Origin of the sequence: Mycobacterium sp. SMC-14, from assembly GCF_046250075.1 — a bacterium.
Classification (GTDB): Bacteria; Actinomycetota; Actinomycetes; order Mycobacteriales; family Mycobacteriaceae; genus Mycobacterium.
Window position 1 is genome coordinate 2055586 of sequence record NZ_CP176429.1, and the last position, 23033, is coordinate 2078618.

Below are 23033 nucleotides of genomic sequence, written 5' to 3' on the forward strand. Positions count from 1 at the left end.
CAGCGAGTTGAAGGGGCGCAGATGCTGCGTATCGGTCTGACCGGCGGTATCGGCGCCGGTAAGTCGACGGTGTCGGCTACCTTCAACCGCCACGGTGGCGTCATCGTCGACGGTGACGTCATCGCCCGTGAAGTAGTGGAGCCCGGTACCGAAGGCCTCGCCAAATTGGTCGAGGCCTTCGGGCCGGGCATCCTGCTTCCGGACGGAGCTTTGGACCGTCCGGCGCTGGCCGCGATCGCGTTCAGTGACGACGACAAGCGGGCCACCCTCAACGGCATCGTGCATCCGCTGGTGGCGCACCGCCGCGCGGAGCTGATCGCGGCCGCCGGCGAGGATGCGGTGGTTATCGAGGACATCCCGTTGTTGGTCGAATCCCAGATGGCGCCGCTGTTCCCGTTGGTGATCGTGGTGCACGCGGACGTCGAGACTCGAGTGACTCGGCTGACCGAGTACCGCGGCATGTCGGAAGCCGATGCGCGGGCCCGGATCGCCGCCCAGGCCACCGAGCCGCAGCGGCGCGATGTCGCCGACGTCTGGCTGGACAATTCCGGTGACCCGGAGGAGTTGGCGAAGCAGGCGCTCGAGCTGTGGCATCAGCGGATCCTGCCGTTCTCGCACAACCTCGCCACCGGCCAAACAGTGCCGTCCCCGACGCAGCTGATGCCGGCCGACCCGACCTGGCCCGATCAGGCGCAGCGCATTCTGGCCCGGCTGCGCACCACCTGTGGTCACCGGGCGATCCGCATTGATCACATCGGGTCCACCGCGGTGGCCGGCCTCGATGCCAAAGACGTTATCGACGTGCAGGTCACGGTCGAATCCTTGGCGATGGCCGACGAACTCGCCGAGTCCCTGTTGAGCGCCGGGTATCCCCGCAAAGAGGCGATCACCGCCGACAGCGGCAAGCCCGACGCCCGCAGCACCGTCATCGAATTCGATCGCACCGATGACCCGGCGTTGTGGCAGAAGCGGTTTCACGCCTCCGCCGACCCTGGGCGGGCCACCAACGTGCACATCCGGGTCCAGGGCCGGCCCAATCAGCAGTTCGCCCTACTGTTTCCGGCCTGGTTGTCCGCGGACGCCGAGGCTCGGGCCGAGTACCTGGCGGTCAAACGCGACGCCGAACGCGCGGGCGTCGAGGGTGGCATCGACGCCTACGCCGACGTCAAGGAACCCTGGTTCGACACCGCCTACCGGCGGGCGTGGGCGTGGGCCGACGACACCGGGTGGCGTCCCTAGAAAGGCTTACCGGCCGCTCTAAGCCATGCTGCTGATCAGCGCGCCGCACAGCATCGCGCCGGTGTGCGGGTCGTTGGTGTTGCCCCAGGTGTTGATGAAGCGCTCGCTCTTGACCGTGGTGACGTCGTCGACCTTGATCTCGCAATGCACGGTCGCGGTGGTCGGGAAGCGCAGCCGGATCACCATGCCGGCCTTGCTGGGGTCGGTCATCACGGTGTTGGCCTCGAACGGGGTGCCGAATGCGTCGAGGTCCGCGCTGGAGGTCTCGTAGTCGTTGCGCATGAAGGTGACCACGTTGCCGCTGGACCAGGCGTCGACCTTCGCGATGTAGGTGACGTTGTGCAGTTCGGTGGTGTTGTCGTTGTCATCGGCCCCCGCCGGCGCCGGGATCAGCTGACCGCACCCGAGCACGGCTGCGGTGGTGGCAACGGCGACACCGATTCGCAGTTTGGCGTTCATATCAGCGGAGTTTAGCGCGGTCACGCCGAAGGCCCCGGCATAGTGCGCGTCACAGTCGGCGCCCCCGAGCGACCGGAATCACAAAAATTGCATGGCGCGCAAAGTTTGCATTGTGTGCAATGATTTGCGAGTGGATGCGCCGCAGGTCAGCTCGCTGAGAGAACGCCGGCGGCGCGAAACCGAAGCGGCCATCCATCGCGCAGCGGTCGAATTGATCGCCGAGCAGGGCTACGACGCGGTGACGGTGCCGATGATCAGCGACCGGGCCGGCGTCTGTGTGCGCACCTTCTTCAACTATTTCCCAAACAAGGAAACGTCGGTGGTGCTGCCGTTCCCGCCGTTCGACCCGGAGCTCAGTGCCGTGGTGCGGAACGGGCCGGGAACGGAACGACTGATGGCCGACGTGGTCGAACTGGTCATCAACCACATCGAGGTCCATACCGAGAATTCGGTCGGCCTCACGACGCTGCTGCCGATGATCTGCGAGATCCCGGAGCTGCTCCGGCTACACACCGCCGAACTGGCCGAGCTGGAAACGCAGCTGGTCGAGCTGATCGCCCAGCGACTGCGGCTGCCCAGCGACGATCGGCGCGTCGAAGTCATCGCCAGCGCGGTGATGGCGACGGCGAACACCGGCATCCAGCGCTGGTCGCGGGATCCGGCTGCCGGTTCGTTGTCGGACGAAGTCCGGCGCTGTGTGAGCCTGCTGGAACCCCTGCAACACCTTTAGGCCCCCGGGGGTCTACCGCGAAAGCGAAAGGGAAAGAACATTTTTGACTTTGTGAAGCGCGCCTGGATTCCGATGGTCGTGGTGCTGGTGGCGGCGCTGGCAGGGTTTGCGGGTTTTCGCATCCATGCGGTGATGGCGCCCAAGCCCGCATCGACCGCCTTCATCGACGAATCCAGACCCGTGATCCCCAAAGACGTCATCTATGAGGTGTTCGGACCCGAGGGCACGGCCGGCCAGGTGAACTACCTCGACGAGAACTCGCAGCCGCAGCGTGCCGACTTCACGAACCTGCCGTGGTCGTTCACCATCTCCACCAAGCTGACGTCGATCTTCGCCAACGTTGTCGCCCAGGGCGACAGCAGCTCGATCGGCTGCCGCATCACCGTCAACGGCGAGGTCCGCGACGAGCAGACCGTCGACACCCACAACGCCCAAGTCTTCTGCCTGGTGAAATCCGCATGAGCGACGTGACTACCAAAGCCGAAAACGCCCAGACCGCCGACACCGTAACCCATTCCCGGGTCGCGCGGTTCATTCACCGCGTCCCGCTGCTGGTGGTGGTGGCGTGGCTGGCGCTGACCGTCGTCGTCAACGTCGTTGTGCCGCAGCTCGAAGAGGTCGGCAAGGCGCATTCGGTGTCGCTGGCGGCCAAGGACGCTCAGTCCTACATGGCGATCAAGAAGCAGGGCGCCAACTTCGAGCAGTTCGACTCCGACAGCATGGTGATGGTCCTGCTGGAGGGCGACGAGCCGCTGGGCGTTCAGGCGCGCACTTACTACCACGGCTTGGTGGAGAAGCTGCGGGCCGACACCGAGCACGTCGAGTACGTGCAGGACTTCTGGGGCGACCGGATCACCGCCGGTGGTGCTCAGAGCATGGACGACAAGGCCGCCTATGTGCAGCTGAACCTGGTCGGCGACCAGGGCACCACCACCGGCAAGGAATCGGTGCAGTCGGTGCGCGACATCGTCGACGGCAGCGCGCCGCCCCCCGGACTGCATGTCTATGTGACCGGTCAGGCCGCACTGACCATGGACATGAACGACGCGGGCGACGAGAGCATGCTCAAGATGACGGCGATCACCTTCGTGGTGATCACGGTCATGCTGCTGCTGATCTACCGGTCGATCGCGACGGTGCTGCTGATCTTGTTCACCGTCTTCGTCGAGCTGGGTGCGGCGCGCGGGATCGTGGCCGTTCTGGGCCACTTCGAGATCATGGGGCTGTCCACGTTCGCGGTGAGCCTGCTGACCTCGCTGGCGATCGCCGCCGGTACCGACTACGCGATCTTCTTCATCGGTCGCTATCAGGAGGCAAGGGCGGCGGGACAAGACCGCATCACCGCGTATTTCACCACCTACCACAGTGTTTCGCATGTGGTGCTGGGTTCGGGGCTGACGATCGCCGGCGCCACGTTCTGCCTGAAGTTCACCCGGCTGCCGTACTTCGCGTCCATGGGTGTGCCGTGCGCGGTGGGCATGCTGGTCGTGGTCGCCGCGGCGATGACGATCACCCCCGCGGTGCTGCTGCTGGGCACTCGATTCGGCCTGCTGGAGTCCAAGCGGAAACTCTCGGCGCGGGGTTGGCGCCGGATCGGGACCGCGATCGTGCGCTGGCCCGGGCCGATCTTCGTGGTGACCATGATCGTCGCCCTGATCGGAATCGGTGTGCTGCCGTCGTACTCGGTGAACTACAACGACCAGTACTACATCCCCAAGAGCCTGCCGTCGATTCAGGGCTACGAGGCGTCGTATCGGCACTTCTCCAAGGCCCGGATGAACCCCGACATCGTGCTCGTCGAGACCGACCAGGACCTGCGGACGCCGGGCAACATGCTGGTGCTGGATCGGATCGCGAAGAACATCTTCCGACTGGACGGCATCGACAAGGTGCAGAGCATCACCAGGCCGTTGGGGGCGCCGATCGACCACAGCTCGGTGCCGTTCCAGCTCAGCATGCAGTCGGTGCCCATCACCGAGAACCTGGACTATCTCAAGGGCCGGATGGCCGACATGCTGCACATGACCGATCAGCTCGGTTCGATGATCGAGATCATGGAGCGCATGCACGCGCTGATGTCGGAGCAGGCCGGCGTCACTCACGACATGGTGGGCCACACCACCGAGATGAAGCAGGTCACCGATGAAATGCGGGACCACATGGCTGATTTCGACGACTTCTGGCGTCCGATGCGCAACTATTTCTACTGGGAGCCGCACTGCTCGGGCATCCCGATGTGCTGGTCGCTGCGGTCGATCTTCGACGGGCTTGATGGGGTCGACAATCTCAGCGACAAGATGACGGCGATGCTGGGCGACCTGGAGCACATGGACACCCTGATGCCACAGATGGTGGCGCAGCTGCCGCCGATGATCGCCATTTCCAAGGACATCCGCGAAACGATGCTGACGATGTACAGCACCTTCAACGGGATGATCAACCAGATGGCGCGGATGACCGACACCGCGACCGTCATGGGGCAGGCCTTCGACGCCGCGAAGAACGACGACTTCTTCTATCTCCCACCGGAGGCCTTCGACAACGCCGACTTCCAGAAGGGCCTCAAGTTGATGGTCTCGCCGGACGGTAAGTCGGCGCAGATCATCGTCACCCACGAGGGCGACCCGGCCGGCAACGCGGCGCTGTCCAAGACCGAGGAGGAGCTGACCGCGGCCAAGGCGGCGATCAAGGGCACCCCGCTACAGGGCGCCCGGGTCTACATCGGCGGAACCGCGCCGACCTATCACGACATCGGCGAGTTCCTGCGATACGACATGATGCTGGCGGTGATGGCGTCGCTGTGCCTGATCATGATCATCATGCTGGTGCTGACCCGCAGCCTCGTCGCGGCCGCGGTGATCGTCGGAACGATCGCGGTCTCGCTGGGCTCGTCGTTCGGGCTGTCGGTGCTGATCTGGCAGCACATCCTCGGCCTGCAACTGCACTGGTTCGTGCTGCCGTTCACCGTGATCATCCTGTTGGCGGTGGGATCGGACTACAACCTGCTACTGGTGTCGCGCTTCAAGGAAGAACTCGGCGCCGGGATGAACACCGCGATCATCCGCGGCGTCGGAGGGTCGGGCAGCGTGGCCACCCAGGCGGGGCTGGTGTTCGCGTTCACCATGGGCGCGATGATCAGCAGTGACCTGGTCTCGATCGGTCAGTCCGGAACCGCGATCTGCCTGGGCCTGCTGTTCGACACGTTCATCATCCGGGCGTTCATGACGCCATCGATCGCGGCGCTGCTGGGCCGCTGGTTCTGGTGGCCGATCAAGGTGCTGCCCACCTCGTCGCTCACCCGCAACCGGTCGGCAGTGGTCGACGGCGGGGACGAACCCGCGGCCGACGACCCGGTGACTACCGAGATCCCGGTGGCGACCCCCTAAGCCCATCGCTGACCGGCCAGGTCACCGGCATGCCCTGGCCTGCCAGCCACCGGTGCAGGTCGTAGCCGTTGCGGGCCAGACCGTCGACGGCGGCCACCGCATGCAGCACCGCCTGTTCGGCGTCGTGCTGGCTCAGCAGACCCTCGGCGACGGCGGCCATCAGCTCGTCGGTGTCGGCGAGTTCGACGTCGGATGCGGTGCGGACCACCAGATCCAGGTAGTGGTCCCGGGAGTGCCAGCGCTCCGGCCCCGCGGTGTACTCGCCGACGTCGAGGTAAAAGTCCTGGTCGCGCTCATAACCCGGGCTGAAGTGGAAGACGGTCGCGCGCAGACCCAGCGACGGCAGCAGCCAGGACTCCAGGTAGTGGAACTGGGCCCGGCCCGGGGTGGGGCGCGCCAGGTACAGACCCCACGGGTGCACCGTGTAGACGTCGACGGCGCGCACCACCCCTTTGGGGTCGGTGTTGGTGTAGCCGCGCAGGTCGAAGGTCTCTTCCTTGGGTGGATGCACCGCTGGCCGCCTCTCGCTGTCGGAGGCCGGGCCTACTCTGGTTTCCGTGGCCTTCGCAACCGAACACCCTATCGTCGCGCATTCGGAGTACCGGCCTGCCGGTGACGCCGTCGAGGGCATCGTCCGTGCCGGCGGCCGGTTCGACGTCGTCAGCGAGTACCAGCCGGCCGGCGACCAGCCGACCGCCATTGCCGACCTGGAACGCCGTATCACCTCGGGGGAGAAGGATGTGGTGCTGCTGGGCGCCACCGGCACCGGCAAATCGGCCACCGCGGCCTGGCTGATCGAACGGCTGCAGCGCCCCACCCTGGTGATGGCGCCGAACAAGACGCTGGCCGCGCAGCTGGCCAACGAGTTGCGAGAGATGTTGCCGTACAACGCCGTCGAGTACTTCGTCTCGTACTACGACTACTACCAGCCGGAAGCCTATATCGCGCAGACCGACACCTACATCGAGAAGGACAGCTCGATCAACGACGACGTCGAGCGGCTGCGCCACTCGGCGACCTCCAGCCTGCTGTCCCGGCGTGACGTGGTGGTGGTCGCCTCGGTGTCGTGCATCTACGGCCTGGGCACACCGCAGTCCTACCTGGACCGCTCCGTCGAGCTGCAGGTCGGCGCGGAGGTGCCGCGCGACGCCCTGCTGCGGCTGCTGGTCGATGTGCAGTACACCCGCAATGACATGGCGTTCACCCGCGGCTCGTTCCGGGTGCGCGGCGACACCGTCGAGATCATCCCGTCCTACGAGGAGCTGGCGGTCCGCATCGAGTACTTCGGCGACGAGATCGAGGCGCTGTACTACCTGCACCCGCTCACCGGGGATGTGGTGCGCAAGGTGGACTCGCTGCGCATCTTCCCGGCCACCCACTACGTCGCCGGCCCGGAACGGATGGCGCAGGCCATCTCCACCATCGAGGAGGAGCTGGCCGCCCGGCTCGAGGAGCTGGAGAACCACGGAAAACTGCTGGAGGCCCAGCGGCTGCGGATGCGTACCAACTACGACATCGAGATGATGCGCCAGGTCGGCTTCTGCTCGGGCATCGAGAACTATTCGCGGCACATCGACGGTCGAGGCGCCGGCACGGCGCCGGCCACGTTGATCGACTACTTCCCGGAGGACTTCCTGCTCATCATCGACGAGTCGCACGTCACCGTGCCGCAGATCGGCGCCATGTACGAGGGCGACATGTCGCGCAAACGCAACCTGGTGGAGTTCGGTTTCCGGTTGCCCTCGGCGTGCGACAACCGGCCGTTGACCTGGGAGGAGTTCGCCGACCGGATCGGTCAGACGGTCTACATGTCGGCCACCCCGGGCCCCTATGAGATCAGTCAGGCCGGCGGCGAGTTCGTCGAGCAGGTGATCCGCCCGACCGGCCTGGTGGACCCCAAAGTCGTGGTCAAGCCGACCAAGGGCCAGATCGACGACCTGATCGCCGAGATCCGGCAGCGCACCGCGGCCGACGAGCGGGTGCTGGTGACCACGCTCACCAAGAAGATGGCCGAAGACCTCACCGACTACCTGCTGGAGATGGGGATCCGGGTGCGCTACCTGCACTCCGAGGTCGACACGCTACGCCGGGTGGAGCTGCTGCGGCAGCTGCGGCTCGGCGACTACGACGTGCTGATCGGCATCAACCTGCTGCGGGAGGGCCTGGACCTGCCGGAGGTGTCGCTGGTGTCGATCCTCGACGCCGACAAGGAGGGCTTCCTGCGCTCCACCCGCAGCTTGATCCAGACCATCGGCCGCGCCGCCCGCAACGTCTCCGGTGAAGTGCACATGTACGCCGACAAGATCACCGACTCCATGCGGGAGGCCATCGACGAAACCGAACGTCGCCGGGCCAAGCAGGTCGCCTACAACGAGGCGAACGGCATCGACCCGCAGCCGCTGCGCAAGAAGATCGCCGACATCCTCGACCAGGTGTACCGGGAGGTGGAGGACACCGAATCCATCGAGGTCGCCGGGTCGGGCCGCAACTCCTCGCGCGGGCGGCGCGCTCAGGGCGAGCCCGGCCGCGGCGTCAGCGCCGGGGTCATCGAAGGCCGCGACACCAGCAACATGCCACGGGCTGAACTGGCCGACCTGGTCAAGGACCTCACCGAGCAGATGATGAACGCGGCGCGTGATCTGCAGTTTGAGCTGGCGGCCCGGATTCGCGACGAGATCGCCGACCTCAAGAAGGAATTGCGGGGTATGGACGCGGCCGGCATCAAGTGACGCGCCAGGCAGGCGGTCCATTTTCGCGTGTCATGGTGATCCGTGATTGACTGCAAGCGGTGGTGGAACTGACTGAAGCGGTGATGCATGAATCCGCTGTTAGCGCTGGCAGCTGGCGTGAGCTGCTCGGTAGGCGCTATCTAGGTACCGCGGCCGTGCTGGCCGGCGGTGTCGCGTTGTACGCGACGAACGAGTTCCTGACGATCAGCCTGCTGCCCAACACCATCAAGGACATCGGCGGTGAGCGGTTCTACGCCTGGGTGACCACCCTGTACCTGGTCGGATCGGTGCTTGCAGCGGCCGCGGCCAACGCGGTGCTGGTCCGCGTGGGTTCCCGCTCGGCCTACCTGATGGGCCTGGCGTCGTTCGGCCTGGGCACGGTGCTCTGTGCGCTGGCGCCCCAGATGGAAGTCCTGCTGATCGGCCGCACCCTGCAGGGCATGGGCGGCGGCCTGTTGGCCGGGTTGGGGTGGGCGCTGATCAACGCAGTCCTGCCCAGCTGGTTGTGGACCCGGGCGTCGGGGCTGGTGTCGGCCATGTGGGGGGTTGGCACCCTGGTCGGCCCGGCCGCCGGCGGCCTGTTCGCCCAGTTCGGAATCTGGCGGTGGGCGTTCGGCCTCATGGCGGTGCTGACCGTGGCGATGGGCGTGGCGGTGAGCGTGGTGTTGCCGGCCGGGAGCAGCGGGCACCGCGGCGAGCCGGTGAAGTTCCCGGTGCGGTCGCTCTTGCTGTTGGGCGGTGCCGCGCTGGCGGTCAGCGTCGCGCAGTTGCCGCGCAGCCTGTTCGGTGCGATGGGGCTGCTGCTGGTCGGCGGGATCCTGCTGGCCGTGTTCCTGGTCGTGGACCGGCGCTCGTCGTCGGCGGTGTTGCCGTCCAGCGCGTTCCACCCGGGCCGGGAGAAGTGGATCTACCTGACATTGGGCCTGCTGATGGCCACCACGAAGGCCAACCTGTACATCCCGTTGCTCGGGCAGCGGCTGGCTCACCTGCCGCCGGTGATGGCCGGCTTCCTGGGCGCAGCGTTGTCGACCGGTTGGACGTTCAGCGAGATCGCCAGCGCTTCGGTGAGCAAGGTGCGGGTGGTCGTGGCCCTGGTGATCACCGCGCCGCTGGTGATGTCGGCGGGTCTGGCGGTGGTCGCGTTCGCCCGGATGAGCCACTACAACCCGACCGCGGTCGGCGCGATCTGGGCGCTGGCACTGCTGGTGGTCGGTATCGGCGTCGGCGCCGGCTGGCCGCACCTGTCGGCATGGGCGATGAGCTGCGTCGACGATCCCGCCGAGGGCGGTACCGCCGCCGCCGCCGTCAACACCGTCACGCTGATCGGCGGGGCGTTCGGCGCGGGCATTGCCGGCCTGGTGGTCAACACCGCGATGAGCGCCGGCCAGCCCGCGGCCCGCTGGCTGTTCGCGATCTTCGCCGTGCTCGCCGCCCTGGGATTCGTGGTCTCCTATCGGGCCAGCCGCGGTGCCGGTGCACTCGTCGGCGGCGCCGACTGAGGCGGTAGGTCCGGCAAGAGTTCGGCAATGAGGTCGTTGACGTGGGCGGCTATGTCGTCGCGGATGGCGCAGACGGTGTCGAGGGATTGACCGGCCGGATCATCGAGTTTCCAGTCGCGGTAGGTCACGCCCGGGAAGTAGGGACAGGTGTCGCCGCAGCCCATGGTGATGACGACATCGCTGGACGCGGCGGCGTCGGCGGTGAGGACCTGCGGTGTGCTGGCGCCGAGGTCGATGCCGATTTCGGCCAGGGCTTCCACGGCGCGGGGGTTGACCTTGTCGGCGGGCTCGGTGCCGGCGGAACGGACCTCGATGCGGTCACCGGCGAGGTGGCGCAGCAGTGCGGCGGCCATTTGCGAGCGACCGGCGTTGTGCACGCAGACGAACAGCACGCTGGGTCTGATGGGTGCGGCGAAACGGTTCCGCAGGGCCAGCGACGCGTAGACCAGGCCGACCAGGACGGGGACCTCGATGAGGGGCCCGACCACCCCGGCTAGGGCTTGCCCGCTGGCGGCGCCCCAGGTGGCGATCGCCACCGCGATGGCGAGTTCGAAATTGTTGCCGGCGGCGGTGAACGCCAAGGTGGTCGTGCGTGCATACCCCAGGCCGAGCGCCGCCCCGACGGCGTAGCCGCCGCCCCACATGATCGCGAAATAGGCCAGCAGCGGGAGCGCGATGCGGACCACGTCGAGGGGCTGGTGGGTGATCTGATCGCCTTGTAGTGCGAACAGGATGACGATCGTGAAGAGCAGTCCGTACAGCGCCCAGGGCCCGATTCGCGGCAGGAACCGGCTCTCATACCAGCTGCGGCCCTTGGCGCGTTCGGCCAAACGGCGGGTCAGGTATCCGGCGGCCAGCGGTATACCGAGGAAGATCGCCACGGATCTGGCGATCTGCCATGGCGAGACCTCGATGCTGGCCTGCGGCAGTCCCAGCCAGCCGGGGAGCACGGCAAGGTAGAACCAGCCCAGCACCGCGAACATGACGACCTGAAAGACCGAGTTGAGCGCGACCAGGACGGCGGCGGCTTCGCGATCCCCGCAGGCCAGGTCGTTCCAGATGATGACCATGGCGATGCAGCGGGCCAGGCCGACCACAATGAGCCCGGTGCGGTACTCGGGCAGACCGGCAAGGAGCAGCCAGGCCAGGGCGAACATCACCGCCGGACCGACAACCCAGTTGAGCAGCAGCGAGCTGAGCAGCAGGCGCCCATCGGAGGTGACGGCGTCGAGCCGGTCGTAGCGGACCTTGGCCAGCACCGGATACATCATGATCAGCAGTCCGGCGGCGATCGGCAGCGAGATCCCGTCGATCTGCACCGCGCTGAGGCCGTCACTCAGCCCCGGGATCATCCGCCCCAGAGCCAGGCCGGCGACCATGGCCAGTCCGATCCAGACCGGCAGCAATCGGTCCAGGGTGGACAGTCTTGTAGAGGTTGCTCCGTCGATCATCAGCAGCACGAGGCCGGGGTTGCGGCGGACTCGGCATCGGCGATCTTGGTGTAGACCTCCCAGCGTTCGCGGTCAGGGCCGCTGACCCAGACCTTGTCCTGAGTGGCGTAACAGCAGGTGGTGCCCATTTCCGCCTCCGTCAACAGGCCCGCTTCGCCCAGGCGGCTGATCTCCTGGTGGACGATCTCGCTCGATGCCACCTCGACGCCGAGGTGGTTCAGTGTCCCGCCGTGACCTGGGCTTTCCAGCAGGACCAGCTTCAGCGGCGGGTCGGCGATCGCGAAGTTGGCGTAGCCGGGCTTGACCTTGGCCGGCTCGGTATCGAACAGCCGGGAGTAGAACGCGATCGCGGCATCGAGGTCATCGACGTTGAGTGCGAGTTGTACGCGGGACATGGCAACCACCTCCGGTTGTGAGACATATGTCGAACTAGCGATCCTGCGGCCAGCATTCCCACCTTTTCGATATATGTCAATGGGGTGTGCCATGATGGGTGCATGCCCAAAGCGTTGCCGGTGATCGACACCACCTCGCCGGTGTGCTGCGCCCCGGTCGCCGCGGGACCCATGACAGACGCTGACGCCTTGCAGATCGCGTTGCGGCTCAAGGCGTTAGCGGATCCGGTTCGGGTCAAGATCGTGTCGTATCTGTTCAGCTCGACCGCCGGAGAGCAGAAGTCCGGCGACCTGGCCGCGGTTTTGGGCTTGAGCGAATCCACCGTCAGCCACCACCTGACGCAGCTGCGTAAGGCCGGTCTTGTGGTGTCGGACCGGCGGGGGATGAACGTGTTCCACCGGGTGCGTCCGGATGCCTTACAGGCTTTGTGCGCGGCCCTGGACCCCAACTGCTGTACCTAGGGTGTTCAGCGGCTGGCTTTGATCACCTGGGCGAAGGTGAACTGCCAGCGCTCGACGACGTAGAAGCCCAGCGCGCGCAGCATCCGGCCGTCGGGGGTGCGGGCGAAGCGGGCGCCCACCGGCAGCGCGACGGCCGCTTGATGGGCCGGCAGGCTGCGGTCGTGATCGGTGACCGCCCAGATCGCCGGGCATCGGTCGAACTGGTCTTTGAGCGCCCACACCGCGAGGTGGCCGTCCCACAGCCGCCCCAGGGTCTGGCGATGCGGCCCCAGGCCGGGGTCGGTCAGCTTCGCGAACGCCTCGGGACGCGCGGCGGTCAGCGCCCGGATCGGGCCGGGTAACCACCTGGTGGTGTTGTCGATCAGCAGGCAGTCTCCCGGCTGGGCGTGCGCGACGATCACGTCGGCCACCGCGCTGTAGTCCCAGCCCTTTTCCTTGGTGTAGCGATCGCGTTGATTGGCAACGTAATTGGGCACCGCCGCGATCGCCAGCAGTGCGACGACGCCGATGACGGCGCGGCGCGAACCGGCGATCGTGGTGACCGCGATCGCCATCGCGATCGCCATCGCCGGAGCCGTGCTGATCAAATACCGCGGGTAATAAACAGGTTTCACCAGCACCGAATAGGCCAGCGTGGCCACTGTCGGGATCGCCATCCAGATCACGCACAGCACCGCCAGCCGACGTGTATCGGGGTCGGGGGCCCGGCGGGTGCCGTTCCGAACTGCGATGACGGCACCGACGAGCACCAGCCACGCCAGGATTGCGAACGGCGCACTGTTGTCGAAGTACTGCTGCTCGACGATCTCGATGACGGTGCGTGGATTCGGCGGCCGGATCCAGGCCACCTGCCGGATCTGCCCCTGGCCGAACCACAGGAACGGGGCCAGCGCGGCCAGCGCGATACCTGCCGCCACAGCCCATCTCCGCCTCGCCGAACCCTCGCCGCCCACCTCACGCAGCGCCCCTGCGTGGACCGCCACCAACAGGACGGTGAAGGTGTTCAGCAGCGTCGCCGCCACGACCGCCACGCCGTAGCCCACCCACAGGCGCACGGTGTTGCGCCGGGCCGCGGCCACCCACAGCACGGTGAGCCAGACCGCGGCCATCGCGGCGAACGCATACGGGCGCGCCTCGACGCCCGCCCACGTCATCCGCGGCGATATCGCGTAAAGCGCACCGGCGCACACCGATACCTGTCGGCCGGTGAACCCGCGTGACAGTACGACCACACCGGCGGCGCCGGCTCCGACCGCCAGACTGCTCGGCACCCGCGCCCAGAACTCGGTCGCGGGGAAGACCGCGAACCAGCCGTGCATCACCAGGTAGTACAGCCCGTGCACCGCGTCGATGTGGGTCAGCATCCGCCACAGCTCCGGCAGTGAACGGTGCGTCGCCGCCGAGATGGTGGCCGCTTCGTCGAACCACAGCGACGGCCGGCTCGCGCCGATGGCGCTGATCAGCGTTGCCGCGACGGCGATTACGGCCGCATCCGGTGAGCGCGGTGAGCGTGGCGGACACGGTGGCGGGCCCGCATCGATCCGCACCGGTGCCGGGTTCAGAACCTGGCTCAACGGCGTGCGCTGTCGGTCGCGGTGACGGTGATGACATTCCACGCTACCGTTCGGCACGGCATGTCAGCTACGTCACGAGGGCCCATACGCGGGGTTTCCTGGCCGGTCAGACGGCTGTGCGCGCCGCGCCGCAAATGACATGTGACGCCAATCGCCCCCATCGGGGCCGTCGACGCGTTAATGTCGCCATGGCTCAATTTGCGAACAGGCGACAAATGCACCGGGAGGGTTACGAATGAGCGGCTACAAGACCGTGGTGGTCGGGACGGACGGCTCGGACTCGTCGCTGCGCGCCGTCGACCGCGCGGCCCATCTGGCGTCCGGTGAAGGCGCGAAGGTCGTCATCGCCACCGCCTACCTGCCGCACGCCGACGACCCTCGCGCGGCTGACGCTCTGAAGGACGAGGGCTACAAGGCTTCGGGCAACGCCCCGATCTACGCCATCCTCAAGGAGGCCAAGGAGCGGGCCATCAATGCCGGCGCCTACGAGGTCGAGGAGAAGGCCATCGTGGGCGCTCCGGTCGACGCGCTGGTGGAGCTGGCGGAGTCGGTCAATGCCGACCTGCTGGTGGTCGGCAACGTCGGCCTGAGCACCATCGCCGGGCGGCTGCTCGGTTCGGTTCCGGCCAACGTGTCGCGGCGCTCCAAGATCGACGTGCTGATCGTTCACACCACCGGCTAGCCGGCGGGGGAGTTCACCAACCCCGTTCGCGCCACTCCGCCAGGTGCGGGCGCTCGACCCCCAGAACGGTGTCGTCGCCGTGCCCGGGATAGACGACGGTGTCGTCACCGAAACGGTCGAACACCTTGCGGCTGACGTCACCCAGCAGACGCTCGAAATCCCCGGGCTGCCAAGTCTTTCCAACGCCGCCCGGGAACAGGCAATCGCCGGTGAACAGTTGCGTCACACCGCCGGTGGCCGCACCGTCCAGGGCCAACGCCACCGATCCCTCGGTATGCCCCTGCAGGTGGATCACGTCGAAGCTCAGATCGCCGACGGTCACGGTGTCGCCGTCGGCCAGGATGCGGTCCGGGGTGACCGGCAGCGGCTCGGCATCCAAGGCGTGCGCGGCCGTCGGAGCCCCGGTGGCCTCGGCCAGCGCGGTCAGCGCCTGCCAGTGGTCGAAGTGCTGGTGGCTGGTGACGATCAGCGCCACGTCCGGGGCGTGCTCGCGCACCAGCGCCACCAGGTTCTCGGCGTCGTTGGCCGCGTCGATCAGCAGCGTCTTGCCGGTGTTGGTGCAGGTCACCAGGTAGGCGTTGTTGTCCATCGGGCCCACCGAGGCCTTGATGATGGTGGCCCCGGGCAGGGTGCGCCTCGCTGCGGTTCCGGGCTCGACGTGTCCGGTGTAGTTGTCGTCCACCGCGATCTGGGAGGTCATGCCCGTCACGGTACTGGCCCTGAGCTGGTTGTCGGTAGGGCCACCTAGCATGGACCCGTGGCTGACCGGCTGATCGTCAAGGGTGCGCGGGAACACAACCTGCGCAGTGTGGATCTGGACCTGCCGCGTGACGCGCTGATCGTGTTCACCGGGCTGTCCGGATCGGGTAAATCGTCGCTGGCCTTCGACACCATCTTCGCCGAGGGCCAGCGTCGCTACGTCGAATCCCTGTCGGCCTACGCCCGCCAGTTCCTCGGCCAGATGGACAAGCCCGACGTCGACTTCATCGAGGGACTGTCGCCGGCGGTGTCCATCGACCAGAAGTCCACCAACCGCAACCCGCGCTCGACGGTCGGCACCATCACCGAGGTCTATGACTACCTGCGGCTGCTCTATGCCCGCGCCGGGACCCCACACTGCCCGGTCTGTGGCGAGCGGATCGCCCGCCAGACCCCGCAGCAGATCGTCGACCAGGTGCTGGCCATGGACGAGGGCCTGCGGTTCCAGGTGCTGGCGCCGGTGGTGCGCACCCGCAAGGGAGAGTTCGCCGATCTCTTCGAGAAGCTCAACACCCAGGGCTACAGCCGGGTGCGGGTGGACGGCGTGGTGTACTCGCTGACCGATCCACCCAAGCTGAAGAAGCAGGAGAAGCACGACATCGAGGTGGTCGTCGACCGCCTCACGGTCAAGGAGTCGGCCAAGCAGCGGCTCACCGATTCGGTGGAGACCGCGCTGGGGCTGGCCGACGGCATCGTGGTGCTGGAGTTCGTCGATCGGGATGACGACCATCCACACCGCGAGCAGAGGTTCTCCGAGAAGCTGGCCTGCCCCAACGGACACGCCCTGTCCGTCGACGACCTGGAGCCGCGGTCGTTCTCGTTCAACTCGCCCTACGGCGCTTGCCCGGAGTGCGCGGGCCTGGGCATCCGCAAGGAGGTCGACGCCGACCTGGTGGTGCCCGACGCGGATCGCACCCTGGCCGAGGGCGCGGTGGTGCCGTGGTCGATGGGCCCCACCAGTGAGTACTTCACCCGGATGATGGCCAGCCTCGGTGAGGCGATGGGCTTCGACGTCGACACCCCGTGGCGCAAACTGCCGGCCAAGGCCCGCAAGGCGATCCTGGAGGGCTCCGACGAGCAGGTGCACGTGCGCTACCGCAACCGCTATGGCCGGACGCGCTCGTACTACACCGATTTCGAAGGTGTGATGGCGTTCCTGCAGCGAAAGATGGAGCAGACCGAATCCGAGCAGATGAAGGAACGCTACGCGGGTTTCATGCGTGACGTGCCGTGCCCGGAATGTGCCGGCACCCGGCTCAAGCCGGAGATCCTGGCGGTGACGATGGCTGCGGGCGACTATGGCAGCAAGTCCATTGCGCAGGTCAGTGAGCTGTCGATCGCGGACTGCGCGGACTTCCTCAATGCGCTGACCCTGGGCCCGCGTGAGCAGGCCATCGCCGGGCAGGTGCTCAAAGAGATCCAGTCCCGGCTGAGTTTCCTGCTCGATGTCGGCCTGGAGTATCTGACGTTGTCGCGGGCCGCCGGAACGCTCTCCGGTGGTGAGGCGCAACGCATTCGGCTGGCCACCCAGATCGGCTCGGGACTGGTCGGGGTGCTCTACGTGCTCGACGAGCCGTCGATCGGGCTGCATCAGCGCGACAACCGGCGGCTGATCGAAACCCTGGTGCGATTGCGCGATCTGGGCAACACCCTGATCGTCGTCGAGCACGACCTGGACACCATCGCGCACGCCGACTGGATCGTCGACATCGGCCCGGCAGCGGGTGAGCACGGCGGCAAGATCGTGCACAGTGGCCCCTACAGCGACCTGCTGGCCAACACCGAATCGATCACCGGCGCCTACCTGTCCGGCGCGAAAAGCATTGCGGTTCCCGAGAATCGCCGGCGGGTGGATGCCAAGCGCCAACTCGGGGTCGTCGGTGCGCGCGAGCACAACCTGTCCGGTGTCGACGTGGCGTTTCCGCTCGGCGTGCTCACCGCGGTCACCGGGGTGTCCGGCTCGGGCAAGTCGACCCTGGTCAACGACATTCTGGCGACGGTGCTGGCCAACAAGCTCAACGGCGCCCGGCTGGTGCCCGGCCGGCATACCCGGATCACCGGCCTCGATCACCTGGACAAGCTGGTGCGGGTCGATCAGTCACCGATCGGGCGCACGCCGCGGTCCAACCCGGCCACCTACACCGGGGTGTTCGACAAGATCCGCACCCTGTTCGCCGCCACCACCGAAGCCAAGGTGCGCGGCTATCAGCCCGGCCGGTTCTCGTTCAACGTCAAGGGCGGCCGCTGCGAGGCGTGCACCGGCGACGGCACCATCAAGATCGAGATGAACTTCCTGCCGGATGTCTATGTGCCCTGCGAGGTCTGCCACGGTGCCCGCTACAACCGGGAGACCCTGGAGGTGCACTACAAGGGCAAGACCATCGCCGAGGTGCTGGACATGTCGATCGAGGAGGCGGCGGAGTTCTTCGAGCCGATCTCCTCGATCCACCGCTACCTGCGCACCCTGGTCGATGTGGGGCTGGGTTATGTGCGGCTGGGCCAGCCCGCGCCGACGCTGTCCGGGGGAGAGGCGCAGCGGGTGAAGCTGGCCTCCGAACTGCAGAAGCGTTCCACCGGCCGGACGGTCTACATCCTCGACGAGCCCACTACCGGACTGCATTTTGAGGACATCGCCAAACTGTTGGTGGTCATCAACGGTCTGGTCGACAAGGGCAACACGGTGATCGTCATCGAACACAACCTGGATGTCATCAAGACCGCGGACTGGATCGTCGACATGGGTCCCGAAGGCGGGGCCGGGGGCGGGACGGTGGTGGCCACCGGCACGCCCGAGGACGTGGTGGCCGTGCCGGAGAGCTACACCGGCAAGTTCCTTGCCGAAATCCTCGGTGCACCGGCCAAACCCGCCAAAGCCGTCAAACGGCGGCGCAAGGCCAGCGCCTAGGAGCCGTGCTCGGCTAAGCCGGCGGGGCGCCGAGTGTGACTCGCAAGTGCCGCACGACAGCGTCGGCGACCGCCGCTATCGGCTCCGTCTTGCCCGCAGCGACCCAATCGGTGAGCCAAATCTGCAAGGCCGAGATGACCAGTGCCGCAGCGATTCGCGGAGGCAGGTGGGTGATCTGGCCGGCTTCCACCGCGATCTCGGCCGCTCGGGTGATCATGTCCATACCCGTTCGCCACGCTGCCCGCTGACCACCTCGGCCCAATTCGGTTGAGGCCGATGCCCAGCTCAGGCCCTCATTGATGTGCAGCTGTAGAAAGTGGGGGTGTGCTGCGAAGAACTCAACCTCGGCACGCGCTCCGACCAGGATCGCCTCAAGCGGGGAGCCGATTTCGTCCGTGCGTGCGCGCACGGCGGCAACGAACTCCTGCATCCGCGCGGCGTTGAGGGCGTCCCAGATCTCGTCCTTGCCGCCGAAGTACTTGTAGACCGTCGCCAATGACACCCCGGCGGTCTTGGCGATGTCGCTCACCCGTGCGTCGGCGAAGCCGGTGCGACTGAACTCGTACTCGGCCGCGGCCACGATCTGCTGGTGATACATGGCCCTGCGTGCGTCGGCCATGTCGGCGACCGGTGGCGTGGATCGGTTCGTTCCCATGGCCGCCCCCTGCTCTCGATCGACCGTTGGCCCAGTGTCCACGAGGTGCTACGGTGCCACAGTAATCATGATTCTGGGTAACAGAATAATGATTACTCGAGGTGGCCGATCGAGACAGATAGAGGTGCGCTGATGGCGACGGCAGAGCTGAGCCGCGACGACTCACCGCAGATTTCGGCGACACTTCCGCGGTCGCGCGGACTGCGCATCGTCTGGATTGTCGCGTTCGGCTCGCTGGCCCTGGCGTTTCCGGTGTACAGCTACTTGGCATTTCACAGCGGCCTCGACCGTCCCCTGATCGCCGACGCCATGGTCGTGCAGGCGACCGTTGCCTACTTCCTGGGCATTTTTGCGGCGTTCCTGCCGCTACCGTCACTTCGGACGTGGACCCGATTTCAGCGCCTCCAGGCGGTCGTTCTGCCGTTCGTGATCTGCTCCTACGTCACGCATCTGACCTGGGAGCTCGGCTGGCTGATCCTGCACAAGGCCATCGCCGGCGCCCGCGATGCGGCGTGGGCGTATCCCTGGTGGAACTACATCGACGGTGGCGACCTGCGCTATCTGGACGCCGAACCCAACTTCTTGATGATCGAGGTGCTGTCGGTGATCAACGCCTGCGTGGGCGTCACCGGACTCGTCCTGCTGTTCCGCTCCAAGTTCACCGACTACCGGGGAACCCTGCTGGTGATGTCGACGGCCGTCACGCACACCGTCCTGACCTGGTATTACTACGGCACCGAGATCATCGCCGGCTTCCCGTCGATCAACACCGCCAGCTTCATGGATCTGGGCCTCAAGTTCATTCTGCTGAACAGTCCGTGGTTGATCGCGCCCTGGCTGGTGCTGGCCTGGGGGTACGCGACGCTCCAGAAGCAGTTCACCGCTTCGAGAGACAACGCCCTCAGCGCTGTGCCGCCTTCACCAGCGGCGACGGGAACCGCGGCGGAACCCGCACCCCATCAAGCCACGCGGTGAGCTCGCGCGCCCGGCGCGCCAGCGTGTCGCGGGCGTCGGCGCCCGGGTCCTCGAGCAGCTGCAGCTGCACCTCGGCGGCCGCATTCTGATACCAGCCGCCCACGATCCGGCCGTTCCACCACACTGTGGGCCCGGCGTTGCCGTTGTTGTCGAAGAGCTGGCCACGGTGCTCGCCGAGATACCAGTCGCGGTGATACCAGCCCATCGTGGTGACGTCGAGCCCCGGCAACAGCGCACCCCACGGCTCGACCTCGGGTTCGGGCTCCAAATCGTCGGCCAGCGCATAGCCGGGCGTGCCGTGCAGGTCGACATCGACGGCGCCGATCTCACTCAGCACCCTGCGGACCGCGGTCTTGGTGGTGCCGAACCACCACTTGATGTCCTCGGCGGTGGCCGGGCCGAACGCCCGCAACCAGGTTCGGATCAGCTGGGTCTGCGCCGGCTCGGTGCTGAGTGGGGCACCGAGATCACCGAGCCAGCTCGCAGCGGTCGTCCACTGCGGCCGCGACGAGGTCCAGCCTCCGTCGTTGGGGCCCCGCACGATGTGGCCCTGCGCGCCGAGCACGGTCAGCGCGCGCGGCGCCAGATGGGTCTGGCCGCCGTAGGACTTGCCGGGCGCGGGATCGTAGGTGCCGGCCAGTTCGGGCAGGGCCGCGCGCAACGCGGCGCTGTTGGCCGGGCCGTTCTCCTCGAGGTGGCGTAGCACCGCGGCGGCGGCCTGGCTCAGCCACTTCTCGCCGTCAGCGGCCACACCCGCTTTGGCCACTTCGGCGATCAGCCGGCGCCGCTCGGTGTCGGCCACCCGGTCGCTGGCCGCTGCCTGCACGGCGGGCAGATCGGCGGGATCGAACACCCACAGGGTGCGGCGCATCGCCAGATGCTTGACCAGTGAGCGCTTTTCATACAGCGCGTCGTTCAAGTCCGCCACGGCGAACTCCGAGCGTCGCGCCCACAGCGACAGGTACGGGGTCGCAGGATCGGTGGCGTGCAGCCCGACCAAGGTGGCCGCGATCCGGTCTATCGGCTCACCAGCGGTGTCGGGGGCAAGAAAATGCCGGCGCGCCAAACGGTTTCGCCGTTCGGCGATGGTGAAGGTCCGCACCGGTCAGTGCTCACGCTCGTGCATCGACTTGCGGATCTGCTCCAGCCGGTCGGCTGCCGCACGCCGGCGGTCCTCGAACTCCTTCTCGACGGTGCGGCCCTCGGGTGTCTCGGAATCCAGCTCCTGGGCGCCGATCGAGGTCTCGAAGCGCCGCTCGATCTTCTCGCGCACCGACTCGAACGTCGGCACGCCGGTGTCGTCGTATCCGGTGTCGGGTTGCGGGTTATTCGGATCGTCACCCATGGTGGACACGTTACCGGCGGCGATCGAAGTAGCGGACCATCAATGCCCAGTAGCCCATGGTCAGCGCCATCGCGATCGCCGTTGCGATGACGGTTGGCAGCAGCTGCCGACGGCGGGCGCTGCGCAGCGCGGCCGCGGTCGCGACGCTGCCGGCCAGATTCACCAGCAGGGCGGCATCGCGCGGCCGAGCAACAACCCACTGTTCCTCGCCGAGCATCGCGCGCGTCGACCAGGCCGACCGGTCAACCGGCGCCGCGAAGATCACCGGGTTCAGCGCGAACCACACCGCCACCCATGCCGCATCGCGCCAGGAACGACGCCACACCGGAACCAGGATCAGCGGTGTCGTCGCCCAACGGCTCCAGGCGCTCCACGGGTTGGCATGCCGGGCGAAGATGGCGCGGCGGACGCGGGAGATGGTCGACATCGCGGGGATCACCGACTCGCGGGTTGGACGTGGGGGACAGGTGCCGGCTCGGCAGCGTCTCGGGTCGCCACCACGGGAAGCCGAACCGATTGCACACCAGGAGTATGCAGGTTGCCGGCCAGCCAAGGCAGGGCGTTGGCGAAGGCCCGCCCGGCGAACGGCCAGTCATGCTGGCCCGGTTCGGTGATCACGGCGCAGTCGATGCCGTTGGCCTGGCCCAGCGCGCACAGTGACCGCGCGGCGGCGAGCTGGCCGCCGACATCGTTCGCCGCGGCGCTGCCGTTGACCGCGAACCAACCCGAAACCCCGGAATACCGGCCGTGCTTGGCCATCACCGTCGCCGGGTCGAACACCGCCCAGGCGTCGGCGCTGCCGCCGAAGAGCCGGCTGATGGTCTGGGAGCGGGTTCCCGCGTTGGGGCTGAGATCGCCGGCGATGTCGACGAAGGCACTGAACTTGTCCGGGTGCATCGTGGTCAGGTCGACCGCACAGGTGCCCCCCATGGACCAGCCGACCACACCCCAGTGCGACCGTTCGGGGCTGACGCCGAAGTGCGAGATCACATACGGCACCACGTCTTCGGTCAGATGGTCGGCGGCGTTACCGCGGGGCCCGTTGACGCATTCGGTGTCGTTGTTGAAGGAACCGCCCGAGTCGACGAACACCAGGACGGGTGCATTGCCGTGATGGGCGGCTGCGAAGTCGTCGACGGTCTTGATGGCGCCGCCTGAGCGCAGCCAGTCGGCGGGCGTGTTGAACTCGCCGCCGATCATCATCACGGCCGGCAGTGCCGGCGGTGGACTTTGGGTGAACCACACCGGCGGCAGGTACACCAGTTCGCCGCGGTGCTTGAAATGCGAGGCGTCGGCGGGAATCGACACCTGCAACACATGGCCGTGCGTGGGCAGTCTGCCCACCCCGGCCAGCGCGGTTACCGCGGCTATGTCGCTCTGGTCGGGTAGCGGCCCGGACGTCAGGTTGCCCCAAGCGCTCTGCACGGTCGGGAAGTAGCCGACCCAGGCGTTGAGCGTCAATCCCGCGCTGAGCAGACACAGCGGCACCGCCAGCAGGGAGATGGCGCGGCGCCACCAGGCCGCACCCCGCCAGCCCAAGACCAGCAGTGCCGCGGCGCCGCCCGTCAGCGCGATCCACACCCACAGGGCGACCGGTGGCGGCTGGCCGGACAGGCCGTCGTCGGTGACGAACCAGTACGCGAACGCCGCCGCCGCCAGGCCCAGGCCGCCGATCAACGGGAGCCGCCACAGCCAGCGGCGCGACCGCCAGCCCACGGCCAGGATCAGCGACACCACCGCCGCCGCCTGCACCGTGACCGGAATCCAGCCGTGCATCAGCGAGGTGTG

Annotated in this window: 21 protein-coding genes; 10 read left to right on the forward strand and 11 right to left on the reverse strand. The window is 67.1% G+C overall.

From position 1 onward, the window contains the following. The first annotated feature begins 21 nt into the window (after positions 1-21). Entirely contained in the window at positions 22-1239 is a 1218-nt protein-coding gene (coaE, locus tag ACKY0W_RS09585; protein ID WP_409437358.1) for a dephospho-CoA kinase, read from the forward strand. An 18-nt stretch (positions 1240-1257) separates the two neighbouring features. Here the strand turns inward: coaE and ACKY0W_RS09590 are convergent, their stop codons facing one another. Continuing rightward, entirely contained in the window at positions 1258-1698 is a 441-nt protein-coding gene (locus tag ACKY0W_RS09590) for a hypothetical protein (RefSeq protein WP_406759912.1), read from the reverse strand. Between the two features lie 130 nt (positions 1699-1828). Here ACKY0W_RS09590 and ACKY0W_RS09595 point away from each other — a divergent pair, with 130 nt between their 5' ends. The 3 genes from ACKY0W_RS09595 to ACKY0W_RS09605 are packed head-to-tail and all read left to right on the forward strand — an operon-like array spanning position 1829 to position 5814. Continuing rightward, a complete protein-coding gene (locus tag ACKY0W_RS09595; protein ID WP_409437359.1) occupies positions 1829-2428 on the forward strand; it encodes a TetR family transcriptional regulator in 600 nt (199 codons plus the stop codon). Positions 2429-2467: 39 nt separating this feature from the next. Beyond that, on the forward strand, positions 2468-2890 hold the full coding sequence (locus ACKY0W_RS09600) for an MmpS family transport accessory protein (RefSeq protein ID WP_409437706.1): 423 nt from the start codon (positions 2468-2470) through the stop codon (positions 2888-2890). Beyond that, on the forward strand, positions 2887-5814 hold the full coding sequence (locus ACKY0W_RS09605; protein WP_409437360.1) for an RND family transporter: 2928 nt from the start codon (positions 2887-2889) through the stop codon (positions 5812-5814). The genes ACKY0W_RS09600 and ACKY0W_RS09605 overlap by 4 nt, the downstream gene beginning before the upstream one ends. Here the strand turns inward: ACKY0W_RS09605 and ACKY0W_RS09610 are convergent. Then, positions 5786-6259 (reverse strand): DUF402 domain-containing protein, encoded by a 474-nt coding sequence (locus ACKY0W_RS09610; protein ID WP_409437707.1) that lies wholly within the window; start codon positions 6257-6259, stop codon positions 5786-5788. The two genes, ACKY0W_RS09605 and ACKY0W_RS09610, sit on opposite strands and share 29 nt — an antisense overlap. A 112-nt stretch (positions 6260-6371) precedes the next feature. Between ACKY0W_RS09610 and uvrB the strand changes: the two genes are divergently transcribed. Both uvrB and ACKY0W_RS09620 read left to right on the forward strand, forming a co-directional pair. Then, a complete protein-coding gene (gene uvrB, locus ACKY0W_RS09615; RefSeq protein ID WP_409437361.1) occupies positions 6372-8543 on the forward strand; it encodes an excinuclease ABC subunit UvrB in 2172 nt (723 codons plus the stop codon). A gap of 83 nt (positions 8544-8626) precedes the next feature. Next, positions 8627-10042, forward strand: coding sequence for an MFS transporter (locus ACKY0W_RS09620; protein WP_409437708.1), 1416 nt, complete (start codon positions 8627-8629; stop codon positions 10040-10042). Here ACKY0W_RS09620 and arsB read toward each other — a convergent pair. After that, on the reverse strand, positions 9994-11493 hold the full coding sequence (gene arsB / locus ACKY0W_RS09625; RefSeq protein ID WP_409437362.1) for an ACR3 family arsenite efflux transporter: 1500 nt from the start codon (positions 11491-11493) through the stop codon (positions 9994-9996). The two genes, ACKY0W_RS09620 and arsB, sit on opposite strands and share 49 nt — an antisense overlap. After that, positions 11493-11888 carry an ArsI/CadI family heavy metal resistance metalloenzyme gene (locus ACKY0W_RS09630; RefSeq protein ID WP_409437363.1) on the reverse strand — a complete coding sequence of 132 codons (396 nt, stop codon included), beginning with the start codon at positions 11886-11888 and terminating at the stop codon, positions 11493-11495. Before ACKY0W_RS09630 ends, arsB begins: the two co-directional genes overlap by 1 nt. Before the next feature lie 102 nt (positions 11889-11990). Between ACKY0W_RS09630 and ACKY0W_RS09635 the strand changes: the two genes are divergently transcribed. After that, the gene (locus ACKY0W_RS09635; RefSeq protein ID WP_409437364.1) at positions 11991-12350 is read left to right on the forward strand and encodes an Rv2640c family ArsR-like transcriptional regulator; all 360 of its coding nucleotides are present in this window, start codon (positions 11991-11993) and stop codon (positions 12348-12350) included. A gap of 5 nt (positions 12351-12355) precedes the next feature. Here ACKY0W_RS09635 and ACKY0W_RS09640 read toward each other — a convergent pair whose 3' ends face one another. Next, entirely contained in the window at positions 12356-13924 is a 1569-nt protein-coding gene (locus ACKY0W_RS09640; protein WP_409437365.1) for a glycosyltransferase family 39 protein, read from the reverse strand. 235 nt (positions 13925-14159) lie between these two features. Between ACKY0W_RS09640 and ACKY0W_RS09645 the strand changes: the two genes are divergently transcribed. Then, positions 14160-14606, forward strand: a complete 447-nt coding sequence (locus ACKY0W_RS09645; protein ID WP_406759921.1) for a universal stress protein — start codon at positions 14160-14162, stop codon at positions 14604-14606. Positions 14607-14619: 13 nt separating this feature from the next. On the opposite strand, the gene ACKY0W_RS09650 is transcribed toward ACKY0W_RS09645, so the two are convergent. Continuing rightward, positions 14620-15306, reverse strand: a complete 687-nt coding sequence (locus ACKY0W_RS09650; protein WP_409437366.1) for an MBL fold metallo-hydrolase — start codon at positions 15304-15306, stop codon at positions 14620-14622. A gap of 57 nt (positions 15307-15363) precedes the next feature. On the opposite strand from ACKY0W_RS09650, the gene uvrA reads away from it, so the two are divergent. Further along, on the forward strand, positions 15364-18270 hold the full coding sequence (gene uvrA, locus ACKY0W_RS09655; protein ID WP_409437367.1) for an excinuclease ABC subunit UvrA: 2907 nt from the start codon (positions 15364-15366) through the stop codon (positions 18268-18270). 13 nt (positions 18271-18283) lie between these two features. Here uvrA and ACKY0W_RS09660 read toward each other — a convergent pair whose 3' ends face one another. After that, positions 18284-18925: a TetR/AcrR family transcriptional regulator gene (locus tag ACKY0W_RS09660; protein WP_409437368.1), complete on the reverse strand. Its 642-nt coding sequence runs from the start codon at positions 18923-18925 to the stop codon at positions 18284-18286. Between the two features lie 132 nt (positions 18926-19057). Here ACKY0W_RS09660 and ACKY0W_RS09665 point away from each other — a divergent pair, with 132 nt between their 5' ends. Continuing rightward, positions 19058-19900 carry a hypothetical protein gene (locus ACKY0W_RS09665; RefSeq protein WP_409437369.1) on the forward strand — a complete coding sequence of 281 codons (843 nt, stop codon included), beginning with the start codon at positions 19058-19060 and terminating at the stop codon, positions 19898-19900. Here the strand turns inward: ACKY0W_RS09665 and ACKY0W_RS09670 are convergent. The 4 genes from ACKY0W_RS09670 to ACKY0W_RS09685 are packed head-to-tail and all read right to left on the reverse strand — an operon-like array spanning position 19827 to position 23021. Beyond that, a complete protein-coding gene (locus tag ACKY0W_RS09670; RefSeq protein ID WP_409437370.1) occupies positions 19827-21002 on the reverse strand; it encodes a winged helix DNA-binding domain-containing protein in 1176 nt (391 codons plus the stop codon). The genes ACKY0W_RS09665 and ACKY0W_RS09670 overlap by 74 nt on opposite strands. 3 nt (positions 21003-21005) lie before the next feature. Then, a complete protein-coding gene (locus ACKY0W_RS09675) occupies positions 21006-21245 on the reverse strand; it encodes a hypothetical protein (RefSeq protein WP_409437371.1) in 240 nt (79 codons plus the stop codon). Positions 21246-21255: 10 nt separating this feature from the next. After that, on the reverse strand, positions 21256-21672 hold the full coding sequence (locus tag ACKY0W_RS09680; RefSeq protein ID WP_409437372.1) for a DUF6653 family protein: 417 nt from the start codon (positions 21670-21672) through the stop codon (positions 21256-21258). A gap of 8 nt (positions 21673-21680) precedes the next feature. Next, positions 21681-23021, reverse strand: coding sequence for an alpha/beta hydrolase (locus tag ACKY0W_RS09685; protein WP_409437709.1), 1341 nt, complete (start codon positions 23019-23021; stop codon positions 21681-21683). Between the last annotated feature and the right edge of the window lie 12 nt (positions 23022-23033).

Excerpts from the sequence above, each read along its gene's own strand:
- coaE (WP_409437358.1), top strand. The coding sequence starts at position 22 with ATGCTGCGTATCGGTCTGACCGGCGGTATCGGCGCCGGTAAGTCGACG.
- ACKY0W_RS09590 (WP_406759912.1), bottom strand. The coding sequence starts at position 1,698 with ATGAACGCCAAACTGCGAATCGGTGTCGCCGTTGCCACCACCGCAGCC.
- ACKY0W_RS09605 (WP_409437360.1), top strand. The coding sequence starts at position 2,887 with ATGAGCGACGTGACTACCAAAGCCGAAAACGCCCAGACCGCCGACACC.
- ACKY0W_RS09620 (WP_409437708.1), top strand. The coding sequence starts at position 8,627 with ATGCATGAATCCGCTGTTAGCGCTGGCAGCTGGCGTGAGCTGCTCGGT.
- arsB (WP_409437362.1), bottom strand. The coding sequence starts at position 11,493 with ATGATCGACGGAGCAACCTCTACAAGACTGTCCACCCTGGACCGATTG.
- ACKY0W_RS09630 (WP_409437363.1), bottom strand. The coding sequence starts at position 11,888 with ATGTCCCGCGTACAACTCGCACTCAACGTCGATGACCTCGATGCCGCG.
- ACKY0W_RS09635 (WP_409437364.1), top strand. The coding sequence starts at position 11,991 with ATGCCCAAAGCGTTGCCGGTGATCGACACCACCTCGCCGGTGTGCTGC.
- ACKY0W_RS09645 (WP_406759921.1), top strand. The coding sequence starts at position 14,160 with ATGAGCGGCTACAAGACCGTGGTGGTCGGGACGGACGGCTCGGACTCG.
- ACKY0W_RS09650 (WP_409437366.1), bottom strand. The coding sequence starts at position 15,306 with ATGACCTCCCAGATCGCGGTGGACGACAACTACACCGGACACGTCGAG.
- ACKY0W_RS09660 (WP_409437368.1), bottom strand. The coding sequence starts at position 18,925 with ATGGGAACGAACCGATCCACGCCACCGGTCGCCGACATGGCCGACGCA.
- ACKY0W_RS09665 (WP_409437369.1), top strand. The coding sequence starts at position 19,058 with ATGGCGACGGCAGAGCTGAGCCGCGACGACTCACCGCAGATTTCGGCG.
- ACKY0W_RS09675 (WP_409437371.1), bottom strand. The coding sequence starts at position 21,245 with ATGGGTGACGATCCGAATAACCCGCAACCCGACACCGGATACGACGAC.
- ACKY0W_RS09680 (WP_409437372.1), bottom strand. The coding sequence starts at position 21,672 with ATGTCGACCATCTCCCGCGTCCGCCGCGCCATCTTCGCCCGGCATGCC.
- ACKY0W_RS09685 (WP_409437709.1), bottom strand. The coding sequence starts at position 23,021 with ATGCACGGCTGGATTCCGGTCACGGTGCAGGCGGCGGCGGTGGTGTCG.